At 62.4% G+C, this 18,228-nt stretch carries 14 protein-coding genes, 1 pseudogene and 1 riboswitch; of the genes and pseudogenes, 9 read left to right on the top strand and 6 right to left on the bottom strand.

Annotated elements, in window-relative coordinates; translation table 11 throughout:
- The first annotated feature begins 175 nt into the window (after positions 1-175).
- Positions 176-282: riboswitch (S-adenosyl-L-homocysteine riboswitch) on the top strand.
- 23 nt (positions 283-305) lie between these two features.
- The 5 genes and pseudogenes from ahcY to rhlE2 all read left to right on the top strand — a co-directional run bounded on the left by ahcY (position 306) and on the right by rhlE2 (position 7,030).
- Positions 306-1,715, top strand: a complete 1,410-nt coding sequence (ahcY, locus tag AC515T_RS27150) for an adenosylhomocysteinase (RefSeq protein WP_122566560.1) — start codon at positions 306-308, stop codon at positions 1,713-1,715.
- 183 nt (positions 1,716-1,898) lie between these two features.
- Positions 1,899-2,744 carry a methylenetetrahydrofolate reductase [NAD(P)H] gene (metF, locus tag AC515T_RS27155; RefSeq protein ID WP_496530678.1) on the top strand — a complete coding sequence of 282 codons (846 nt, stop codon included), beginning with the start codon at positions 1,899-1,901 and terminating at the stop codon, positions 2,742-2,744.
- 83 nt (positions 2,745-2,827) lie between these two features.
- On the top strand, positions 2,828-3,910 hold the full coding sequence (locus AC515T_RS27160) for a hypothetical protein (RefSeq protein WP_496530679.1): 1,083 nt from the start codon (positions 2,828-2,830) through the stop codon (positions 3,908-3,910).
- 209 nt (positions 3,911-4,119) lie between these two features.
- Positions 4,120-4,927 (top strand): annotated as a pseudogene (locus AC515T_RS27165) (substrate-binding periplasmic protein); the annotation flags it as partial.
- A gap of 234 nt (positions 4,928-5,161) precedes the next feature.
- Positions 5,162-7,030: an RNA helicase RhlE2 gene (rhlE2, locus tag AC515T_RS27170; RefSeq protein WP_496530680.1), complete on the top strand. Its 1,869-nt coding sequence runs from the start codon at positions 5,162-5,164 to the stop codon at positions 7,028-7,030.
- A gap of 253 nt (positions 7,031-7,283) precedes the next feature.
- Here the strand turns inward: rhlE2 and AC515T_RS27175 are convergent, their stop codons facing one another.
- The 3 genes from AC515T_RS27175 to AC515T_RS27185 all read right to left on the bottom strand — a co-directional run bounded on the left by AC515T_RS27175 (position 7,284) and on the right by AC515T_RS27185 (position 10,497).
- Entirely contained in the window at positions 7,284-7,880 is a 597-nt protein-coding gene (locus tag AC515T_RS27175; protein ID WP_496530681.1) for a YceI family protein, read from the bottom strand.
- Between the two features lie 32 nt (positions 7,881-7,912).
- Positions 7,913-8,464 carry a cytochrome b gene (locus AC515T_RS27180; RefSeq protein WP_496530682.1) on the bottom strand — a complete coding sequence of 184 codons (552 nt, stop codon included), beginning with the start codon at positions 8,462-8,464 and terminating at the stop codon, positions 7,913-7,915.
- Between the two features lie 290 nt (positions 8,465-8,754).
- The gene (locus AC515T_RS27185) at positions 8,755-10,497 is read right to left on the bottom strand and encodes a flavin monoamine oxidase family protein (RefSeq protein WP_496530683.1); all 1,743 of its coding nucleotides are present in this window, start codon (positions 10,495-10,497) and stop codon (positions 8,755-8,757) included.
- Between the two features lie 222 nt (positions 10,498-10,719).
- Here AC515T_RS27185 and AC515T_RS27190 point away from each other — a divergent pair, with 222 nt between their 5' ends.
- Both AC515T_RS27190 and AC515T_RS27195 read left to right on the top strand, forming a co-directional pair.
- The gene (locus AC515T_RS27190; RefSeq protein ID WP_208665893.1) at positions 10,720-12,126 is read left to right on the top strand and encodes an adenosylmethionine--8-amino-7-oxononanoate transaminase; all 1,407 of its coding nucleotides are present in this window, start codon (positions 10,720-10,722) and stop codon (positions 12,124-12,126) included.
- Between the two features lie 169 nt (positions 12,127-12,295).
- Positions 12,296-13,015, top strand: a complete 720-nt coding sequence (locus AC515T_RS27195; protein WP_496530684.1) for a 16S rRNA (uracil(1498)-N(3))-methyltransferase — start codon at positions 12,296-12,298, stop codon at positions 13,013-13,015.
- Positions 13,016-13,146: 131 nt separating this feature from the next.
- On the opposite strand, the gene AC515T_RS27200 is transcribed toward AC515T_RS27195, so the two are convergent.
- A complete protein-coding gene (locus AC515T_RS27200) occupies positions 13,147-14,049 on the bottom strand; it encodes a transporter substrate-binding domain-containing protein (protein ID WP_496530685.1) in 903 nt (300 codons plus the stop codon).
- A 21-nt stretch (positions 14,050-14,070) separates the two neighbouring features.
- A complete protein-coding gene (locus AC515T_RS27205) occupies positions 14,071-15,312 on the bottom strand; it encodes a D-amino acid dehydrogenase (RefSeq protein ID WP_496530686.1) in 1,242 nt (413 codons plus the stop codon).
- A gap of 105 nt (positions 15,313-15,417) precedes the next feature.
- On the opposite strand from AC515T_RS27205, the gene AC515T_RS27210 reads away from it, so the two are divergent.
- Positions 15,418-16,341 (top strand): LysR family transcriptional regulator, encoded by a 924-nt coding sequence (locus AC515T_RS27210; protein ID WP_496530687.1) that lies wholly within the window; start codon positions 15,418-15,420, stop codon positions 16,339-16,341.
- Here the strand turns inward: AC515T_RS27210 and trhA are convergent.
- Entirely contained in the window at positions 16,329-16,946 is a 618-nt protein-coding gene (gene trhA, locus AC515T_RS27215; RefSeq protein ID WP_122567374.1) for a PAQR family membrane homeostasis protein TrhA, read from the bottom strand. The genes AC515T_RS27210 and trhA overlap by 13 nt on opposite strands.
- A gap of 280 nt (positions 16,947-17,226) precedes the next feature.
- Between trhA and AC515T_RS27220 the strand changes: the two genes are divergently transcribed.
- Positions 17,227-18,141: a LysR family transcriptional regulator gene (locus AC515T_RS27220; RefSeq protein ID WP_496530688.1), complete on the top strand. Its 915-nt coding sequence runs from the start codon at positions 17,227-17,229 to the stop codon at positions 18,139-18,141.
- Positions 18,142-18,228 lie beyond the last annotated feature (87 nt).

Below are 18,228 nucleotides of genomic sequence, written 5' to 3' on the forward strand. Positions count from 1 at the left end.
TCTGGCCGATGAATGCCAGCATCATGGCAGACCGGGCAGTCAGGCTCTACGTCGCGGGCCCTATAACGGTCATCGGCAATTTTGATTTGTCGACAGAAACCCTTTTGGAAGATCCGATTAGCCCGTTATAATCGCCCCGCTTTACCCGGTCCACCCTTTGGACCGTTCCCGCCACCTGTCCGAGGGGCGCTGCAGCAGGCTCGACCTGTCAGGCTCGGATGGGGCGTTGTTTGTACGGGCCTGCCCGCACGGACACTAAACGCACAACGGCGCCCATTCGCATACATTACGAATGGAGGCTCTTCATGAGCGCTGTTATCACGCCTGCAGCTTTTACCGATTACAAAGTCGCCGACATGTCCCTGGCTGCCTGGGGCCGTCGCGAAATCATCATCGCCGAATCCGAAATGCCCGCCCTGATGGGCCTGCGTCGCAAGTACTCTGGCGAACAGCCATTGAAGGGCGCAAAAATCCTCGGCTGCATCCACATGACCATCCAGACCGCCGTGCTGATCGAAACCCTGGTTGCCCTGGGTGCCGAAGTGCGCTGGTCGTCCTGCAACATCTTCTCGACCCAGGATCAGGCCGCTGCCGCCATCGCCGCCGCCGGTATCCCGGTATTCGCCTGGAAAGGCGAGACCGAGCAAGAGTACGAGTGGTGCCTGGAGCAGACCATCCTCAAGGATGGCCAGCCATGGGACACCAACATGATCCTCGACGACGGCGGTGACCTGACCGAGCTGCTGCACAAGAAATACCCGGCCGTGCTGGACAAGGTCCACGGCGTGACCGAAGAAACCACCACCGGCGTGCACCGTCTGCTGGACATGCTGGCCAAGGGCGAGCTGAAAATCCCGGCCATCAACGTCAACGACTCGGTGACCAAGAGCAAGAACGACAACAAATACGGCTGCCGCCACAGCCTCAACGACGCCATCAAGCGCGGCACCGACCACCTGCTGTCTGGCAAGCAGGCCCTGGTGATCGGCTACGGTGACGTGGGCAAGGGTTCGTCCCAGTCCCTGCGTCAGGAAGGCATGATCGTCAAGGTGTCCGAAGTCGATCCGATTTGCGCCATGCAGGCTTGCATGGACGGTTTCGAGCTGGTTTCGCCGTTCATCGACGGGATCAACGACGGCACCGAAGCCAGCATCGACAAGGCCCTGCTGGGCAAGATCGACCTGATCGTGACCACCACCGGCAACGTCAACGTCTGCGACGCCAACATGCTCAAGGCCCTGAAAAAGCGCGCCGTGGTCTGCAACATCGGTCACTTCGACAATGAAATCGACACCGCTTTCATGCGCAAGAACTGGGCATGGGAAGAAGTGAAGCCACAGGTCCACAAGGTGCACCGCACCGGCACTGGCAGCTTCGACCCACAGAACGACGACTACCTGATCCTGCTGGCCGAAGGCCGCCTGGTTAACCTGGGCAACGCCACCGGTCACCCAAGCCGCATCATGGACGGTTCGTTCGCCAACCAGGTCCTGGCCCAGATCTTCCTGTTCGGCCAGAAATACGCCGACCTGTCGCCGGCCCAGAAAGCCGAGCGCCTGACCGTGGAAGTACTGCCCAAGAAACTCGACGAAGAAGTGGCCCTGGAAATGGTCCGCGGTTTCGGCGGCGTGGTCACCCAGCTGACCAAGCAACAGGCTGACTACATCGGCGTCACCGTCGAAGGCCCGTTCAAGCCGCACGCTTACCGCTACTGATCGGCGCTGCTCCCCCGTGGGAGCAGGCATTTCTGTGGGAGCGAGCTTGCTCGCGATTGGCATCGCCTCGGCCTGGCAACTGAATCGAGGTGTCTGCATCGCGAGCAAGCTCGCTCCCACGCAAGCCCGTCTCTCAAGGGATGTGCAGGCCTCCCCGGCTTACGCGTTTCCAAGGATATGACCATGTCCCAAGACCGTCGCTACAGCTTCGAGTTCTTCCCGACGAAGACCGATGCTGGGCATGAAAAACTGATCGCCACTGCCCGCCAGTTGGCCAGCTACAACCCCGATTTCTTCTCCTGCACCTATGGCGCCGGCGGTTCGACCCGTGACCGCACCCTGAACACCGTGTTGCAGCTCGAAAGCGAAGTCAAAATCCCGGCCGCCCCCCACCTGTCCTGCGTCGGCGACAGCAAGGACGACCTGCGCAGCCTGCTAACCCAGTACAAGGCCGCCGGCATCAAGCGCATCGTTGCCCTGCGTGGCGACCTGCCGTCGGGCATGGGCATGGCCAGCGGTGAGCTGCGCCACGCCAACGAACTGGTGAGCTTCATTCGTGAGGAAACTGGCGACCACTTCCACGTCGAAGTGGCTGCGTATCCTGAAATGCACCCGCAAGCGCGCAATTTCGAAGACGATCTGCGCAATTTCGTGCGCAAGGCCAACGCTGGCGCCAACAGTGCCATCACCCAGTACTTCTTCAACGCCGACAGTTATTTCTATTTCGTCGAACGTACCCGCAAGCTGGGCGTCGACATTCCTGTCGTGCCGGGCATCATGCCGATCACCAACTACAGCAAGCTGGCGCGCTTCTCCGACGCATGCGGTGCAGAGATCCCACGCTGGATCCGCAAGCAACTGGAAGCCTATGGCGACGACGCCTCGAGCATCCAAAGCTTCGGCGAGGAAGTCATCACGCAAATGTGTGAGCGTTTGTTGCAAGGCGGCGCACCGGGGCTGCATTTCTATACCCTTAACCAGGCCGAGCCCAGCCTCGCGGTATGGAACAACCTCAAGCTGCCACGCTGATGACTTAATGCGCTGGTACAAGAGGCCTTGGCGAAAACCAAGGCCTTTTTTTTTAAGCACAGACATCGGGAGGATTGCAGTAGATGCCTAATGGTCAAAGGCTAACGACCCCACAACTCATTTATCTGGTCTACGGGGCCGAAACCTATCACCAGGAAGCGTTGTTCAGCATCGCCAGCGCGTTGGCCGGTCTGCGCAAGACGCCGGACGAAGCCTTGGATATCCAGGTGTTCACCGACAATCCAGCACCATACGCAGGGCTGCCGGTGCGTTTGCGCCCGCTGGACAACGAGACCCGCCAGGCCTGGATCGAACCCCACGGGTATCACTTCCGTGCCAAGCACGTGGTGATGCAGAAAGTGCTCGAAGAAGCTGAAGTGGCGCTGCTGATCGACACCGACACTTTTTTCCATTGCTCCCCCCTCGAACTGTTTCGCCGCGTCCAGCCCGGCACGCTGCTGTGCAATGCTTTCGGCCTGACGTATGGCGCCAACAAGGACGCCGGGCTTTACCTGACACTGGCCGACATACTGCGCCAGCGGCAGTTGGCGGACGACGACATGCCCTTGTTGAACTCCGGGGTCATTGGTCTCAACTGCGCCGATGCGGCAGTCCTGGATCGCTCGATCGCCCTGATGGATGAACTGTATCCATTGGCCAAGGGTGCCTACACGCTGGAAGAATTCTGCCTTTCGGTAGCGGCCTATCGCTTGGTGCAGGTACGCGAATGCCCGGACCTGATCCACCATTATTGGAGCCGCAAGCAGCTGTTCCGCGCCAAGACCAAAGCCTGGCTCGACAAACACCGTGCCGCGCCGATTTGCCAGCGGGCACTGGATGAAACCGGTCAAGTCACCGCCACCCTGCCCCGGCCACCGGCCTTCCAACGCCTGGCCTACAAGTTCATCACCCTGGGGCTGCCCAGCCATAAACGCCAGTTCATGCGCGAGATCCTTTATGGCTGCTACCGCCATACCAACGAGTTCGACCAGGCCTGCGCCCCGGTCTGGTGGGAAAAAGCCCTGGAGAACGTCGAACATCGCCTGGAAAAATCGCTACAGGACCATGAACTCAAACGCTGGCTCGATCATCCGCTGATTCGCCTCGTGCTGGGTGAGCGCCGCGAAGCCATCTATGCGCACCTGATGCAGGCAAAAGGCAACTAGCGGCCTGTGTGGTTCGTTCGTTCAAATTCGGATGCCAGAGTCCATAGCCAAGGCGCTGTGACGAGTCATCGCCCGCCATGGCGAGGAGCAGCAACGCAGGGGATGGGCTTCTGGCCGACGTTGAGTAACAGAGCTAACCACACAGGCCACTAGACCGCAGGCCAGAGCGCTCTAGCTATTTGATGAGCTCTCGTCGTAACCTCAGGCCCATGCCCGTCATTGCCCAACTGCTGACCACCCTTCTTCTCTTGTGCCTGAGCGTGACCGCCCAGGCCGAGAAGTTGCGCATTGTCACCGAGCCCTGGGCGCCTTATGTCTACGAAGAGAACGGCAAGATGCTCGGCCTGGACTACGAAACCACGGCCATCGTGTTCAAGCGCCTGGGCATCGACGTGGAATGGCAGTTCCTGCCCTGGAAGCGCTGCCTGGCGATGCTGGAACAGGGCTTGGCGGACGGTGCGCTGGACATTTTCCACAGCGATGAGCGCGATGCTCTGCTGCTTTACCCCAGCGAACCGCTGTCGGACGTGGAATTCGTGATGTTCTACGCCAACGCCCGCCCCCATCCGTTTCGCACGCTCGATGACCTGGGCGGCCTGACCGTCGGCACCTCGCCCGGTTACCTGTACAGCCAGGCCTTCAGTGAGTCGACTCTGTTCAAACGTGAAGCGGCGCCCACCCACGAAGCCAATTTCGGCAAGTTGCAACTGGGTCGGATCGACCTGCTCATCACCGACCGCAGGGTCGGCCGACATGTGCTCGAACAAATGCAGTTGGGCGACCAGATCACCGAAAACCCGGTGGTGGTGAACCGTCAAAGCCAATACCTGGCGGTGCGGCGCAAAGCCGGGATGGATTTGCTGGTGCAACGCTTCAGTGCCGAACTCAAGCGTTTCAAGCGCGAACCGGCCTATGCCGAATTGAGCGCCCGCTACGGCGCGAGCGCTATGACCAAGGCCACTCGCCCAGCCGGGTCCAGCGCTGAAATAAACCGTTGAGCAGCAGGAAAGCGGCGCAGGGCGTTTGCTCTGTTATACTCCGGCCTTCCCGCCAGGCTCACGCCCGGACGCCCGGTCTTGCAAAAGGCATCCCGACACCGCTACAGCGCAGCCTACAGCCCGCGCGAGCCTTGTCCGGACCTGCCTTCGAGGCCCGGCAGGACCGGACGGGATGACGTCTTTTGGTTGAACGTCATTCGCGCCCGGCAAGACTATCCCATTGGGCCAGGCCCTCACTAAAACAGGATTACTCATGTCCTTTGCTTCCCTCGGTCTCTCCGAGGCTTTAGTCGGCGCCATCGAAGCCGCCGGCTATACCCAGCCTACCCCGGTGCAACAGCGGGCCATTCCCGCCGTGTTGCAAGGTCGCGACCTGATGGTCGCGGCGCAGACAGGTACTGGTAAAACCGGCGGTTTCGCCCTTCCGATCCTGGAGCGGTTGTTTCCCAACGGTCACCCAGACAAATCCCAGCGTCATGGCCCGCGCCAACCGCGCGTACTGGTCCTGACCCCAACCCGCGAACTGGCGGCCCAGGTCCACGAGAGCTTCAAGGTCTACGCTCGCGACCTGAAGTTCGTCAGTGCCTGCATTTTTGGCGGCGTCGGCATGAACCCCCAGGTCCAGGCCATGTCCCGTGGCGTCGATGTACTGGTGGCCTGCCCCGGTCGCCTGCTCGACCTGGCCGGCCAAGGCAGCGTCGATTTGTCCCACGTAGAAATCCTCGTGCTGGACGAAGCCGACCGCATGCTCGACATGGGCTTCGTCCATGACGTGAAGAAAGTCCTCGCCCGCCTGCCCGCCAAGCGCCAGAACCTGCTGTTTTCGGCGACGTTCTCCAAGGACATCACCGACCTGGCCGGCAAGCTGCTGCACAACCCGGAGCGCATCGAAGTCACGCCGCCGAACACCACGGTCGAGCGTATCGAGCAGCGTGTGTTCCGCCTGGCGGCCAGCCACAAGCGTGCCCTGCTGGCGCACCTGATTACCGCCGGCGCCTGGGAACAGGTCCTGGTCTTCACCCGCACCAAGCACGGCGCCAACCGTCTGGCCGAGTACCTGGACAAACATGGCCTGCCAGCCGTGGCGATCCACGGCAACAAGAGCCAGAACGCCCGCACCAAGGCCCTGGCCGACTTCAAGGCCGGCGAAGTGCGCATCCTCGTGGCCACCGACATCGCGGCCCGTGGCCTGGACATCGACCAGCTGCCCCACGTGGTCAACTTCGAGCTGCCGAACGTCGATGAAGATTACGTTCACCGTATCGGCCGTACCGGCCGGGCCGGTCGTTCGGGCGAAGCGATCTCGCTGGTCGCGCCGGACGAAGAAAAGCTGCTCAAAAGCATCGAGCGCATGACCAAGCAGAAAATTGCCGACGGCGATCTGATGGGCTTCGATGCCAGTACCATTGAGGCCGAGAAGCCTGAAGTACGCGAACGTCCGGATGTGCGTAACCCGCGCAATGCCCGTGGCCCACGCGGCGACGGTCCGAACGGCGGCGGTGGTGGCGGCGGTCGCAAAGACAAAGGCAAGGACAAGGGCAAGGAAAAATCGGCCAGCAACAGCAATGGCCGCGGCGAACGCCCTGCCCGCGAGCAGAAGCCCCGCGAAGGCACTCCGGCCCGTGAACAGCAGCGCCCAGCCCCACGCGCCGCAGCCGATCGTGCCCCGGACGAGTTCCTGGATGACGATGTCGATAACTTCGGTAACCGCGTCGACTACGTGCCGCAGCAGAAACCGGCCCAGGGCCGCGGTCGCCGTCCGGGCGCCCCGGCGCAGGGCGCCGGTGCAGGCGCTCCGCGCACTGGCCAGCCACAGGGTCGCCAGAACGGTCCACGCAACAGCAACGGCTCGTCCACCGGCACACCGCCGGCCAAGCGCAGCGGTCCACGCAACGGCGCCCCGCGTGACGGCCAGGCCCGTCGCGACGACACCCGCCCGCGCCGCCCGGCCCGTGACGACCAGCCTCGCCAGGAACCCGCCGTGCAGAACCCGCGCAGCAACCAGCCAAAGATCATGCACAAGGAATCGAAAGCCGATCGTTTCCCGACGCCTGAGCAGCTGGATCAACTGCCAAGCCGCCCACGGGGCGAAAAACCGGCGTTGCTGACGCGCAATCGCTGAGTTTTTCAAAGCCTTGAAAAATGCCCCAGGTCTCGCGACCTGGGGCATTTTTTTGGTCCTACACAATTCCAAATGTGGGAGCGGGCTTGCTCGCGAATGCGTTCTATCAGGCAATATTTTATCGACTGACCCACCGCATTCGCGAGCAAGCCCGCTCCCACAGAAGTCCTGCGCTGTTTATTCGATTTTCATGTGGCAATAAAAAACGCGCCTGGTCGCAAGACCAGGCGCGTTTTTTTGTCAGGCGCGAAGGTTACTTCGCTTTGACACCTTCAAACGAGACGTACAGTTCGACCGCGTCGGAGGTTGGACCCAGGTCTTTCTGCTTGCCGAAGTCCGAACGCTTGATGCTGGTGGTGCCTTCGAAGCCAGCACGGTAGCCGCCCCATGGGTCCTTGCCTTCACCCAGGAAGGTGGCCTTGACCACGACCGGCTTGGTCACGCCCAGCAGGGTCAGGTCACCCGTCACATCGGCGGTGTCCTTGCCATCAGCGTTCTTGCCAGTGGGCTTGACGCTGGTGGAAACGAAGGTGGCCTTGCCGAATTTGCTGGTGTTCAGGAAGTCAGCGCTGGCGATGTGCTTGTCACGCTCGGCGTGGTTGGTGAACACACTGGCGGTATTGACGTTGAACTCGATCTTGCTGGCTTCAGGCTTGGCGGCGTCGAAGCTGAACTTGCCGTCGATGTCCTTGAAGGTACCGGTGATGTAGCTATAGCCCAGGTGGCTGATCTTGAAGTCGACGAAGGCGTGCTGGCCTTCCTTGTCGACGACGTAGTCGGCAGCCATGGCCTGACCGGCCGACAGCAGGGCAGAACCAATTGCCAGGGCGGCGAGCGTCTTTTTCAACATGCTTTCTATTCCTTTGGAGTCGAGGTTGAACATCAGGCTTGGCGCCCCAGCATTCGCTTGAGGGTCGCGTCACGGTCGATAAAGTGGTGTTTCAATGCTGCCAACGCATGAAGGCCGGAAAAAATGACCAGCGCCCATGCCAGGTAGAAGTGAATCTGGCCGGCGACGTCTGCCTGATCGGGCAGTCCGGACACCAGCGCGGGTACTTCAAACAGGCCAAACACCGGGATCCCGACACCGTCTGCGGTGGAAATCAGGTAACCGGCAATCATCACGGCGAACAACCCGAGATACAGTGCGCTATGGCCAAGCTTGGCGCCGACGCGGGTCAAGCGGCCATAGGTGGGCAGGGTCGGTGGTGGCGGGCTGACAAACCGCCAGATCACCCGCAGCAACATGACCGCCAGCAGCACCAGGCCAATGCTCTTGTGCAGGTCCGGCGCGTCTTTGCGCCAGGTGCTGTAGTAATCCAGGCCGACCATCCACAGGCCCAGGGCGAACAGCCCGTACACCACCAGCGCAACGCCCCAGTGCACAGCGATACTGACCCAGCCATAGCGAGAAGAAGAGTTGCGAAGCTGCATTGCTCATATCCTGTAAAAACTGCGATCAAGACTAGCGAGTTATCTATCGATTTAAAGCGGAAAATTTCGCTTTGAAATATCGAGAAATACGATCTTGAGTCTGGAGGGGGTGGGTTAAGGAAAGATTAAAGCCAATACGATGCGTGATATCAGGACGGGCCTCATCGCGAGCAAGCTCGCTTCCACACTGGCCGAGCGCAATCCCGGTGAGAGTGAGCTTGCTCGCGATAGTGGCTCTACAAGCAAAAAAAGCGCGGCTGACATGCCGCGCTTTTTTCTGTCACCGAGCCTTACTGAGCCTTGGTCTCAGTCACTGCCGGCTTGGCCGCCGGTTTCTTCGCCGGCGTAGCTTTCTTCACCGGGGCTTTTTTAGCCGGGGCCTTGGCGGTTGGTTTTTTCGCCGCGGGTTTGGTCGCAGCCTTCTTGGCTGGCTCAACCTTCGCCGGCGCAGGTGCTGGTGGTTCCACCGGTGCCGGCGCTGGGGCGGGGGCCGGCACGGGAGCAGGTGCTACCGGCTCTGGCGCCTTGACCGGCTCCGGCTTCTTGTCGTCATCCGAACCGCCAAACAGGTTGCTGAAGAAGTTGCCCTTCTTCGCGGCCACCGCACCGGCCGCTGCCGCTGTGGCCGCCGGAGCCACCTTGGCCGGCTCGAACGACTTGCCAGCCGCCAGGTCTTCAACCTGGCTGGCTGCCCGTTGGCCGCTGCGCAACGCGCCTTCCAGGGTGCCCGGATACAGGGTGTCGGTGTGTTCACCGGCAAAGGCTACGCGCTGCAATGGCTTTTCCCACAGGCGCCAGTACTTGCTGATCTGGCCCGGGCCAAAGGCCAGGTACGCGCCGCCCATGGACGGGTCGGTGCTGTAGCGGCGGATTTCATAGCCGGTGAACGCGCCACGGGCCTGTGGATAAAACGCGTGCAGGCGGATCAGCACCTGATCGACCATCTGCTTGTCGCCGAAGGCCTGCATCACCCGGGCGTTGTCGCCGGACAGGTTGATGACCACGTTGGCGCCGCCCTTCATGGCCGGCTCGATCCACATCATGCCCAGGCCGGCGTTGCTGTAGATTTCGCCCGACATGCGGGCCTTGCTGTCCCAGACCGGGGTCTTGAACTTGAGCATGATCTGGTCGCGCCAACCGTAGTTGGTGCCTTTGATCGCACCTTGATGCTGGGCATCCAGGGCCGGGGTCAGCTGGATCTTGTTCAGCGCTCGCAACGGCACCGCCAGCACCACATAGTCAGCCTGGTAGCCAACGCTGCCGACCTTGACGGTCACGCCGTCCTTATCCTGGGAGATGGCCGACACCGGCGAGTTGGTCTTGATGGTTTTCAGTTGCTTGACGAACGCCTGGGCCAGTACCGGACTGCCGCCAAGCAGGCGCGAGGCCCGCAGGTCGCGGTCGGACACGCCACGATAGACGCGGTTCTGCTGGGCGAAATACAGCAGCGACAGGCGCGAAGGTTCGTCATAACGGGTGCGAATCTCCTGGTTCACCAACTGACGCGCCGTGGCCGGCAGTTGCAGGCGATCGAGCCAGTTGGACACGGTGATCTGGTCCAGCGCGTGCAACGTGTTGTTGGCCGCCGGATTCTGCGGGTCTTCGATGGAGCGCGCCAGGTCATCCAAGGTGGTCTCGTAGCGCTTGAGGGCTTCGGCGGTGGCCGGCTGCTTGGTCGCCAGGTCGGCGGCGGTGAAGTAGGTGCCGTCGATCAGGTAGCTGGGGGTACGCACGAATTCCGGGGCCGGCGTGGTGCTCAGCTTGAAGGTGGAGACGTACTTGTTCAGCACCGGCTGGGTCTTCTCGTTGCCGATCCACTCGCTGGTGGCCATGCCCGAGCGACCACCCAGGTCCGGCTTGGCTTCCAGCAGCGTCACCGCCCAGCCTTTGTTCTGCAACTCATAGGCCGCGGTGAGCCCCGCCAGGCCACCGCCGATGACGATGGCCGTCGGTTGTTTGTCCTTGGCCAGCGCCGAAACGCTGAACAGCCCTATCATCACCAGCGCACAGGCGCGCAGCCAACCAGCAGACATTCAACGAACTCCGGATTAAACGTAGGAAATTTCAGCTTTCGAGCCAGTCGGCTCAGGGAACGGCGAAGAATACGACAGCCATCAAAACGCCGCCAGCGACGTCTATCGCCTCGCTCAAAGTAGTACCGATGACACAATGGGTTGTCCCCAGGGCCGCCATTGCATAGGCTTGCGCGATTGTTTTGCCCGCGCCCGCCGCGAGCCGCCTCGAGGAGACTGTAAATGGGCCTGAATAACCAGTGGATGCAACGCGACCTCGCGGTGCTGTGGCATCCCTGCACCCAGATGAAAGACCACGAACAGCTGCCGCTGATCCCCATCAAGCGCGGTGAAGGTGTGTGGCTGGAAGACTTCGAAGGCAAGCGCTACCTCGATGCCGTCAGTTCCTGGTGGGTCAACGTGTTCGGCCACGCCAACCCGCGCATCAACCAGCGCATCAAGGACCAGGTCGATCAACTGGAGCATGTGATCCTGGCCGGCTTCAGCCATCAACCGGTGATCGAACTGTCCGAGCGCCTGGTCAAGATGACGCCCGAGGGCCTGACTCGATGCTTCTACGCCGATAACGGCTCGTCCTGCATCGAAGTGGCGATGAAGATGAGCTTCCACTACTGGATCAATCGCGGCCGGCCGGACAAGAAGCGCTTCGTCACCCTGAGCAACAGCTACCACGGCGAAACCATCGCGGCGATGTCGGTGGGCGATGTACCGTTGTTTACCGAAACCTACAAGGCGTTGCTGCTGGACACGATCAAGGTGCCGAGCCCCGACTGCTACCACCGTCCCGAAGGCATGGGCTGGGAGGAGCATTCACGCAACATGTTCGCCGCCATGGAGCAGACCCTGGCCGAGCACCACGACACGGTGGCGGCGGTGATCGTCGAACCGCTGATCCAGGGCGCCGGCGGCATGCGCATGTACCACCCGGTGTACCTGAAGTTACTGCGCGAGGCGTGTGACCGCTATGGCGTGCACCTGATCCATGACGAAATCGCCGTCGGCTTTGGCCGCACCGGGACGATGTTCGCCTGTGAGCAGGCCGGCATCACCCCGGACTTTCTCTGCCTGTCCAAGGCCCTGACCGGTGGTTACCTGCCGCTGGCCGCCTGCGTAACCACCGACGAGGTCTACAGCGCGTTCTACGACGACTACCCGACCCTGCGCGCCTTCCTGCATTCCCACAGCTACACCGGCAACCCACTGGCCTGCGCGGCGGCCCTGGCGACGCTGGATATCTTCGAAGAAGACAACGTCATCGAAAACAACCAGGCCCTGGCCCAGCGCATGGCGAGCGCCACCGCGCACCTGGCCGACCATCCGAACGTCGCCGAAGTGCGCCAGACCGGCATGGTGCTGGCCATCGAGATGGTCAAGGACAAGGCGAGCAAAACCGCGTATCCATGGCAGGAACGGCGTGGCCTGGCGGTGTTCCAGCATGCTTTGGAGCGGGGTGCATTGTTGCGGCCGCTGGGCAGCGTGGTGTATTTCCTGCCGCCGTATGTCATCACCCCTGAGCAGATCGATTTCCTTGCCGAAGTGGCCAGCGAAGGCATCGACATCGCCACCCGGGACAAGGTCAGTGTGGCGGTGCCGAAGGATTTTCATCCGGGCTATCGCGATCCGGGCTGACGACAACTTTCCCTGTGGCGAGGGAGCTTGCTCCCGCTGGGCTGCGAAGCGGCCCCATTCTTGCGATTGCTGCGCAATCGAGCGGGAGCAAGCTCCCTCGCCACAAAAGCGTCCTCGCCACACTCAATCAGGCTGCAATGTCGAATTCAGATTCAGTAGAGAACAGAGCATGAGACTGTCCCGCTTCTTCATCGACGCCCCCCTGGGCCTCGGCGACCACGAACTGCCTGAAGCCCAGGCCCATTACATCGGCCGGGTGCTGCGCATGGCCGAGGGCGATGGGGTGCAGGTGTTCGATGGCTCGGGCCAGGAGTTTCGTGGCACCCTGGCCGAAGTCGGCAAGAAACGCGTGCGGGTGCAACTGGACGAGCAGTTCGCCGGACAGCCTGAATCGCCGCTGCGCATTCACCTGGGCCAGGGCTTGTCCCGAGGCGAGCGCATGGACTGGGCGATCCAGAAAGCCACGGAGCTGGGGGTCAGCGAGATCACGCCGATTTTCAGCGAACGCTGCGAAGTGCGCCTCAAGGACGAACGCGCCGACAAGCGCCTGCTGCACTGGCGCCAGGTGGCAATCAGCGCCTGCGAACAATGCGGGCGCTCGACCGTACCGGTGATCCATCCGCCGCTGCTGCTGGCCGACTGGTTGAAGCAGGCCGAGGCCGAACTGAAGCTGGTGCTGCACCCGGTGGCCGAGCCGCTGGTCAGCCATGCCAAGCCGCAGACTTTGGCCTTCCTGATCGGCCCCGAAGGCGGGTTGTCGGAGGTCGAGGTCGAACAAGCCAAGACCGCCGGCTACCACGCCGCCCGCCTCGGCCCCCGCGTGCTGCGCACCGAAACCGCGCCGGTGGTGGCGCTGGCGGTGGCGCAGCAGTTGTGGGGGGACTTCTAGAGTCAGACATCCCCTTCCCCTGTGGGAGCGAGCTTGCTCGCGATTGCGGCGGGTCAGCTTGCATCCATGCTCAATGTTGAACCGCTATCGCGAGCAAGCTCGCTCCCACAGGGGTTATCGATGTACAGCGCTCACTGCACCGGCTCGCTGGTCGGCTTGGCAATGATCGCCTTCAACTCGCTGGTCATCGGGAATTCCAGGTTCAGGCCCTTGGGTGGGATCGGTTTCTGGAACCAGCGCGCATAGATCTCGTTGATCTCTCCTGACTTGTACAAATCGGCCAGGGTTGCGTTGACCAGCGCCAGGAATTGCGGGTCGTCCTTGCGCACCATGCAGCTGTAGATTTCCCGAGATTGCTCCTGCCCCACCACCACCCATTTGTGCGGGTCGCGGGCCTTGGCCCGTTCGCCATAGAGCAGCGCATCGTCCATGTAGAACGCCGCCGCGCGGCCGGTTTCGAGCATCTGGAAGGATTCGCCGTGGTCCTTGGCGCTGATGATGAACATCTCGGCCTTGTTGTCCTGGTTGTAGCTTTTCAGAAAGCGTTCATTGGTGGTGCCGGCGGTGGTCACCACGTTCTTGCCGCGCAGGTCGGCGAAGCTGTGGATGCCGCTGTCCCTGGCCGTCAGCAACTGGCCCTTCACATAGATGAAGCCGTAGGAAAACGCCACTTGCTTCTGCCGCTCGGCCGTCACCCCGGTCGAGCCGCACTCCAGGTCCACGGTGCCGTTCTGCACCAGTGGAATGCGGGTCTGGGACGTGACCAGGTTGTACTTCACGTTCAGTTGCGGCAACGCCAATTGGGTCTTGATGCGCTCGACAATCTTGCCGGCCAGTTCCACCGAGTAACCCATCGGCTGGCCGCTCCTGTCACCGACATAGGAAAACGGTACCGACGCGTCGCGATAGCCCAGGGTAATGCTGCGGCTGCTGGCGATTTTGTCCAGCGTGCCGGCCGGGGGCGCTTCGTTGGCAAGGGCCTGGACGCTTAGCAACAGGCTCAGGGTGCAGCCGATCAACGTGATTGTTTGCATTGTTATTCTCCGTTGGGTGGGTCAGGCGGCGCGGGGCGTGAGGCCCTGCAGGTCGATGGAGGGCGTGTGCTGGCGGATCAGCTCGCTGAGCAAGCGAGCACTGCCGCACGCCAAGGTAAAGCCCAAGGCCCCATGGCCCAGGTTGAGCCACAGGTTACGGTAGCCGGTGGCGCCGATCAGCGGCACGCCGCTGGGGGTGGCCGGACGCATGCCGGCCCATTCGATGGCACGCTGGTAATCCCCGGCCTGGGGGAAGGTTTCCAGGGCCTGGCGCTTGATCAGGGCCAGGCGCCTGGGGTCCGGTGTCGGGTCGAAGCCGACGATGTCCACCATCGCCGCCACGCGCAATTGTTCGCCGATGCGAGCGTAGACCACCTTGCGGTCGTAGTCGGTGATACTCAGCGCCGGTGCCCGGTGCTGTGGGCCAATGGGCACGGTCAAGCTGTAGCCCTTGAGCGGATACAGCGGCATCCGCACGCCGGGCACCGCGAGCGCGGCGCTGCGGTGGCCGGCGGCAATCACCAGGTGCTCCACCGGTAACCGCTGCCCGTCCAACACAATGGCCCGCACCGCACCATTGGCGTGTTCGATGGCGCTGACCGGGTGCCCCAACAGGAACTCGCAACGCCCCGACGCCCGCAGATGTACCGCCAACTGTCGGCAGAAAGCATGGCAATCGGCGACTTCCTCATCCGGCGTGTAGATCCCGCCCACGTATGGCACGCCGACCAGGGCCGGTTCCAGGCTCGCGCACTCGACGGGGCCAAGCACCTGCTGACAAGCACTGTCCGCCAATCCGCGCCGCGCACGCTGGAAATGCCCCGCATCGCGAAACGTCACCAACTTGCCGTTGCGCCGCCAGTTGAAACCATCGAGGCGATCCTGCTCGCGCCAGCCCTGCAAAGTGGCCTGGCTCAACAACGCCAGGCGCAACAGGTGGGCGCCGTTGCGCCGGTTGACCGAGGTCCGGCAGGCGCCGATGAACGCGGCCATCCAACGCCACTGCGCCGGGTCCAGGCGCGGTCGCAACTTGAGAGGCGAGTCACCGCGCAGCATCCAGCCCAGCGCCTGCCAGGGCACGCCGGCATCCGCCAACGGGGTGACGTAGCGATAGGACAACTGGCCACCGTTGGCGAAACTGGTTTCGCTGCCCAAGGTCTCCCGGGCCTCCACCAGCGTCACGTCGATGCCGTCGCGCACCAGCGCATAAGCCGTCGCCAGCCCGACCACGCCACCCCCGATGATACAAACCCGCTGAGCCATGTCCGTCTCACATCTGTTTCCAATGTATCGAGGTTAGGGCCAGGTGACAGGCCCCGGACAATGAATAAAGATGGAGTCCCTATAAACAAAGGTTATGGGCTCGCCATGCGCCTTCGCCATATCGAGATTTTCCAGGCCATACGCCAGACGGGCTCCATCAGCGGGGCCGCCCAACTGCTGCATGTTTCGCAACCGGCGGTGACCAAAGTGCTGCAGCATGCCGAGCAGCAATTGGGGTTTGCGTTGTTCCTTCGGGTGCGCGGCAAGTTGCAGGCCACCCCCGAAGCGCTGGAGTTGGAGCGCGAAGTCGACAAGGTCAGCGAGAGCCTGCAAGGTGTCCGCCGCCTCGCCCAGAGTCTGCGCCGCGAGCCGGGCCACAGCCTGCGGATCGGCGCGACACCGGCCCTGGCCCTGTCGCTGCTGCCGGCGGCCATTCATCAATGGACCCGACGCTATCCGGACATCGTCTGCGAGTTGTCCAGCGCCCACAGCCGCGAACTGGTGCAGAACCTGTTGATGCGCGAAATCGATGTCGCCCTGACCCTGCAACCGCCCGATCATCCGGGACTCAAGGCCCAGGCGCTGGCCAGCGGTGTGCTGGTGGCCCTGGCGCCGAGCGGGCATTGGCCCGAAGCGCAGGTGGGCCAGCCGATGCCGTTGCAGGCACTGGCCGGCGCACCGTTGATCGGCCTGTCCAGTGCCGACCCGCTCTCGGCCAGGCTGGACGGCTACCTCGAGGCTGTGGAACCACCGCCGCGCATCAGCATCGCCGTACAGACCTATTCACTGGCCCGGGCCATGGTCGAGTCCGGTGCCGGGCTGGCGGTGATCGACCCGTTCACCGCCCTGGGCGCCTCAAGCACCCGCACGGCCATCCGGCCGTTGTCGCCACCGCTGCCGATCTCCCTGTATGCCGTGACCCGGGCCAACGAGGCCCCGGTGCACACCCTCGGCGCATTGCTGGAAATTTTTGCCAACCAGGCCCAAGCGCAACTCGATCGCCTGTTCGCGACCGCTCAGAGCACATAGAACAGAATCGCCACGAAGTGCAACAGACTGCCGGCCATGACAAACAAGTGCCAGATGCCATGGGCGTGGCGCAGCCGATGGTCGAGGGCGAAAAAGATGATGCCGACGGTGTACAACACGCCGCCCGAGGCCAGCCAGGCGAACCCGGTGCTGCCCAAGGCCGCCAGCAGGGGCTTGACCGCCACCAGCACGATCCAGCCCATCACGGCGTAGATCACGATCGACAGGATCCGTGCTTCGGAACGCGGCTTGATTTCCTGCAGGATACCAATCACGGCCAGCCCCCAGACGATCCCGAACAACGTCCAGCCCCACGGCCCGCGCAGGGTCACCAGGCAGAACGGGGTATAGCTGCCGGCGATCAACAGGTAGATCGAAAAGTGATCGACCTTTTGCATGATTTCTTTTTTGCGCCCGCGCACGCTGTGATAGACCGTCGAAGCGCTGTACAGCACCAACAAGGTAAACCCGTAGATCGCCACGCTGACGATCTTCCACGGATCGCCCGCCATCCCGGCGATCACCAGCAACCACACCGCGCCGATAAACGCCGCCACCGCCCCCACCAGGTGCGTCCAGGCGTTGAGTCGTTCCCCGTGATACATCCAATACCACCTCACATTTAGAAACAGGTGCCAAGGCTCAGGCCTGGCGATTGAAAGTGCAATGGTTTGTACCCGTGCTGTACACAAAACCCGTGGCGAGGGAGCTTGCTCCCGCTTGACCGGGCGGGCGCTCCAGTGCGCGGCGCTCACAAGATCCTTGGGGCTGCTGCGCAACCCAGCGGGAGCAAGCTCCCTCGCCACAACAGCTCCCGAGCCATATAAATCGCGTCGCCGGGAAGACATGGGGCACAATCGCGCGATACGAATAAGAGTCCACCCCATGCTGATCGACGAAGAATTGACCCTGAAGAAACTGGAGGTGTTCCTGGCCTTCATGCGCACCGGCAACCTGGCGCGGGCGGCGGCCGAGTTGCAGACCAGCAACGTCAGTGTGCACCGGGCCATTCATTCGCTGGAAAGCGCCCTGCGCTGCCCGTTGTTCAAGCACGAAGGCCGCAACCTCACGCCGCTGGAAAGTGCTTATGTGCTGGAGGAGCGGGCGCAGAAGCTGATCCAGGATGTGGTCGACAGCGTGCGCCTGACCCGCGAAGCCGCCGGTTTCTCCGCCGAGCGCTTCAAGCTCGGCTCGCTGTATTCGCTGACGGTCAAGACCGTGCCGCAGTTGATCATGGGCCTGAAGATCCGCCGCAGCGAACTCAATATCGACCTGATCCTGGGCTCGAACATCGACCTGCTGTACAAGCTCAAGAACATGGAGGTGGACGCGATCCTGATCTCCCTGGACGACAGCGTCAACGACCCGGACTGCGAGCATATCGAGCTGTTTTCCGACGACATCTTCCTCGCCACGCCAGCTGATTCGCCTTTCGCCCAACGCGCCGAAGTCGACCTGGCCGAGGTCCGCGACGAGACCTTCATCACCCTGACCCAGGGTTTCGCCACGCACCAGGACGGCGTCCGGGTGTTCAAGCAGGCGGGGTTCGAGCCGAAGGTGGCGATGCAGGTCAACGACATCTTCACCCTGCTGAGCATGGTCAGCTCCGGGGTGGGCTATGCCTTGCTGCCAGGCCGGATTGCGGCGGTGTATGAAAACCGGGTGAAACTGATCCCATTGCAGGAAAAGTACCGGTTGCAGCAGCACATCGGCGTGGTGTTCCTGAAAGCCAAGGAGCGGGATCCGAACCTGCTGGCGCTGTTGGCCGAGTGCCGGATGTATGCCAATCGCCAGGTTTGAAACCCAGTTATCCCCAATCGCGAGCAAGCTCGCTCCCACAGGGACACGCGGTCAACTGTGGGAGCGATGGCACCAATGCTTTCAATG

The sequence above is a fragment of the Pseudomonas sp. FSO-7 genome, from assembly GCF_059579345.1.

Coding starts and splice junctions, on each gene's coding strand:
- ahcY (WP_122566560.1), top strand. CDS start 306: ATGAGCGCTGTTATCACGCCTGCAGCTTTTACCGATTACAAAGTCGCC.
- metF (WP_496530678.1), top strand. CDS start 1,899: ATGTCCCAAGACCGTCGCTACAGCTTCGAGTTCTTCCCGACGAAGACC.
- AC515T_RS27160 (WP_496530679.1), top strand. CDS start 2,828: ATGCCTAATGGTCAAAGGCTAACGACCCCACAACTCATTTATCTGGTC.
- rhlE2 (WP_496530680.1), top strand. CDS start 5,162: ATGTCCTTTGCTTCCCTCGGTCTCTCCGAGGCTTTAGTCGGCGCCATC.
- AC515T_RS27175 (WP_496530681.1), bottom strand. CDS start 7,880: ATGTTGAAAAAGACGCTCGCCGCCCTGGCAATTGGTTCTGCCCTGCTG.
- AC515T_RS27180 (WP_496530682.1), bottom strand. CDS start 8,464: ATGCAGCTTCGCAACTCTTCTTCTCGCTATGGCTGGGTCAGTATCGCT.
- AC515T_RS27185 (WP_496530683.1), bottom strand. CDS start 10,497: ATGTCTGCTGGTTGGCTGCGCGCCTGTGCGCTGGTGATGATAGGGCTG.
- AC515T_RS27190 (WP_208665893.1), top strand. CDS start 10,720: ATGGGCCTGAATAACCAGTGGATGCAACGCGACCTCGCGGTGCTGTGG.
- AC515T_RS27195 (WP_496530684.1), top strand. CDS start 12,296: ATGAGACTGTCCCGCTTCTTCATCGACGCCCCCCTGGGCCTCGGCGAC.
- AC515T_RS27200 (WP_496530685.1), bottom strand. CDS start 14,049: ATGCAAACAATCACGTTGATCGGCTGCACCCTGAGCCTGTTGCTAAGC.
- AC515T_RS27205 (WP_496530686.1), bottom strand. CDS start 15,312: ATGGCTCAGCGGGTTTGTATCATCGGGGGTGGCGTGGTCGGGCTGGCG.
- AC515T_RS27210 (WP_496530687.1), top strand. CDS start 15,418: ATGCGCCTTCGCCATATCGAGATTTTCCAGGCCATACGCCAGACGGGC.
- trhA (WP_122567374.1), bottom strand. CDS start 16,946: ATGTATCACGGGGAACGACTCAACGCCTGGACGCACCTGGTGGGGGCG.
- AC515T_RS27220 (WP_496530688.1), top strand. CDS start 17,227: ATGCTGATCGACGAAGAATTGACCCTGAAGAAACTGGAGGTGTTCCTG.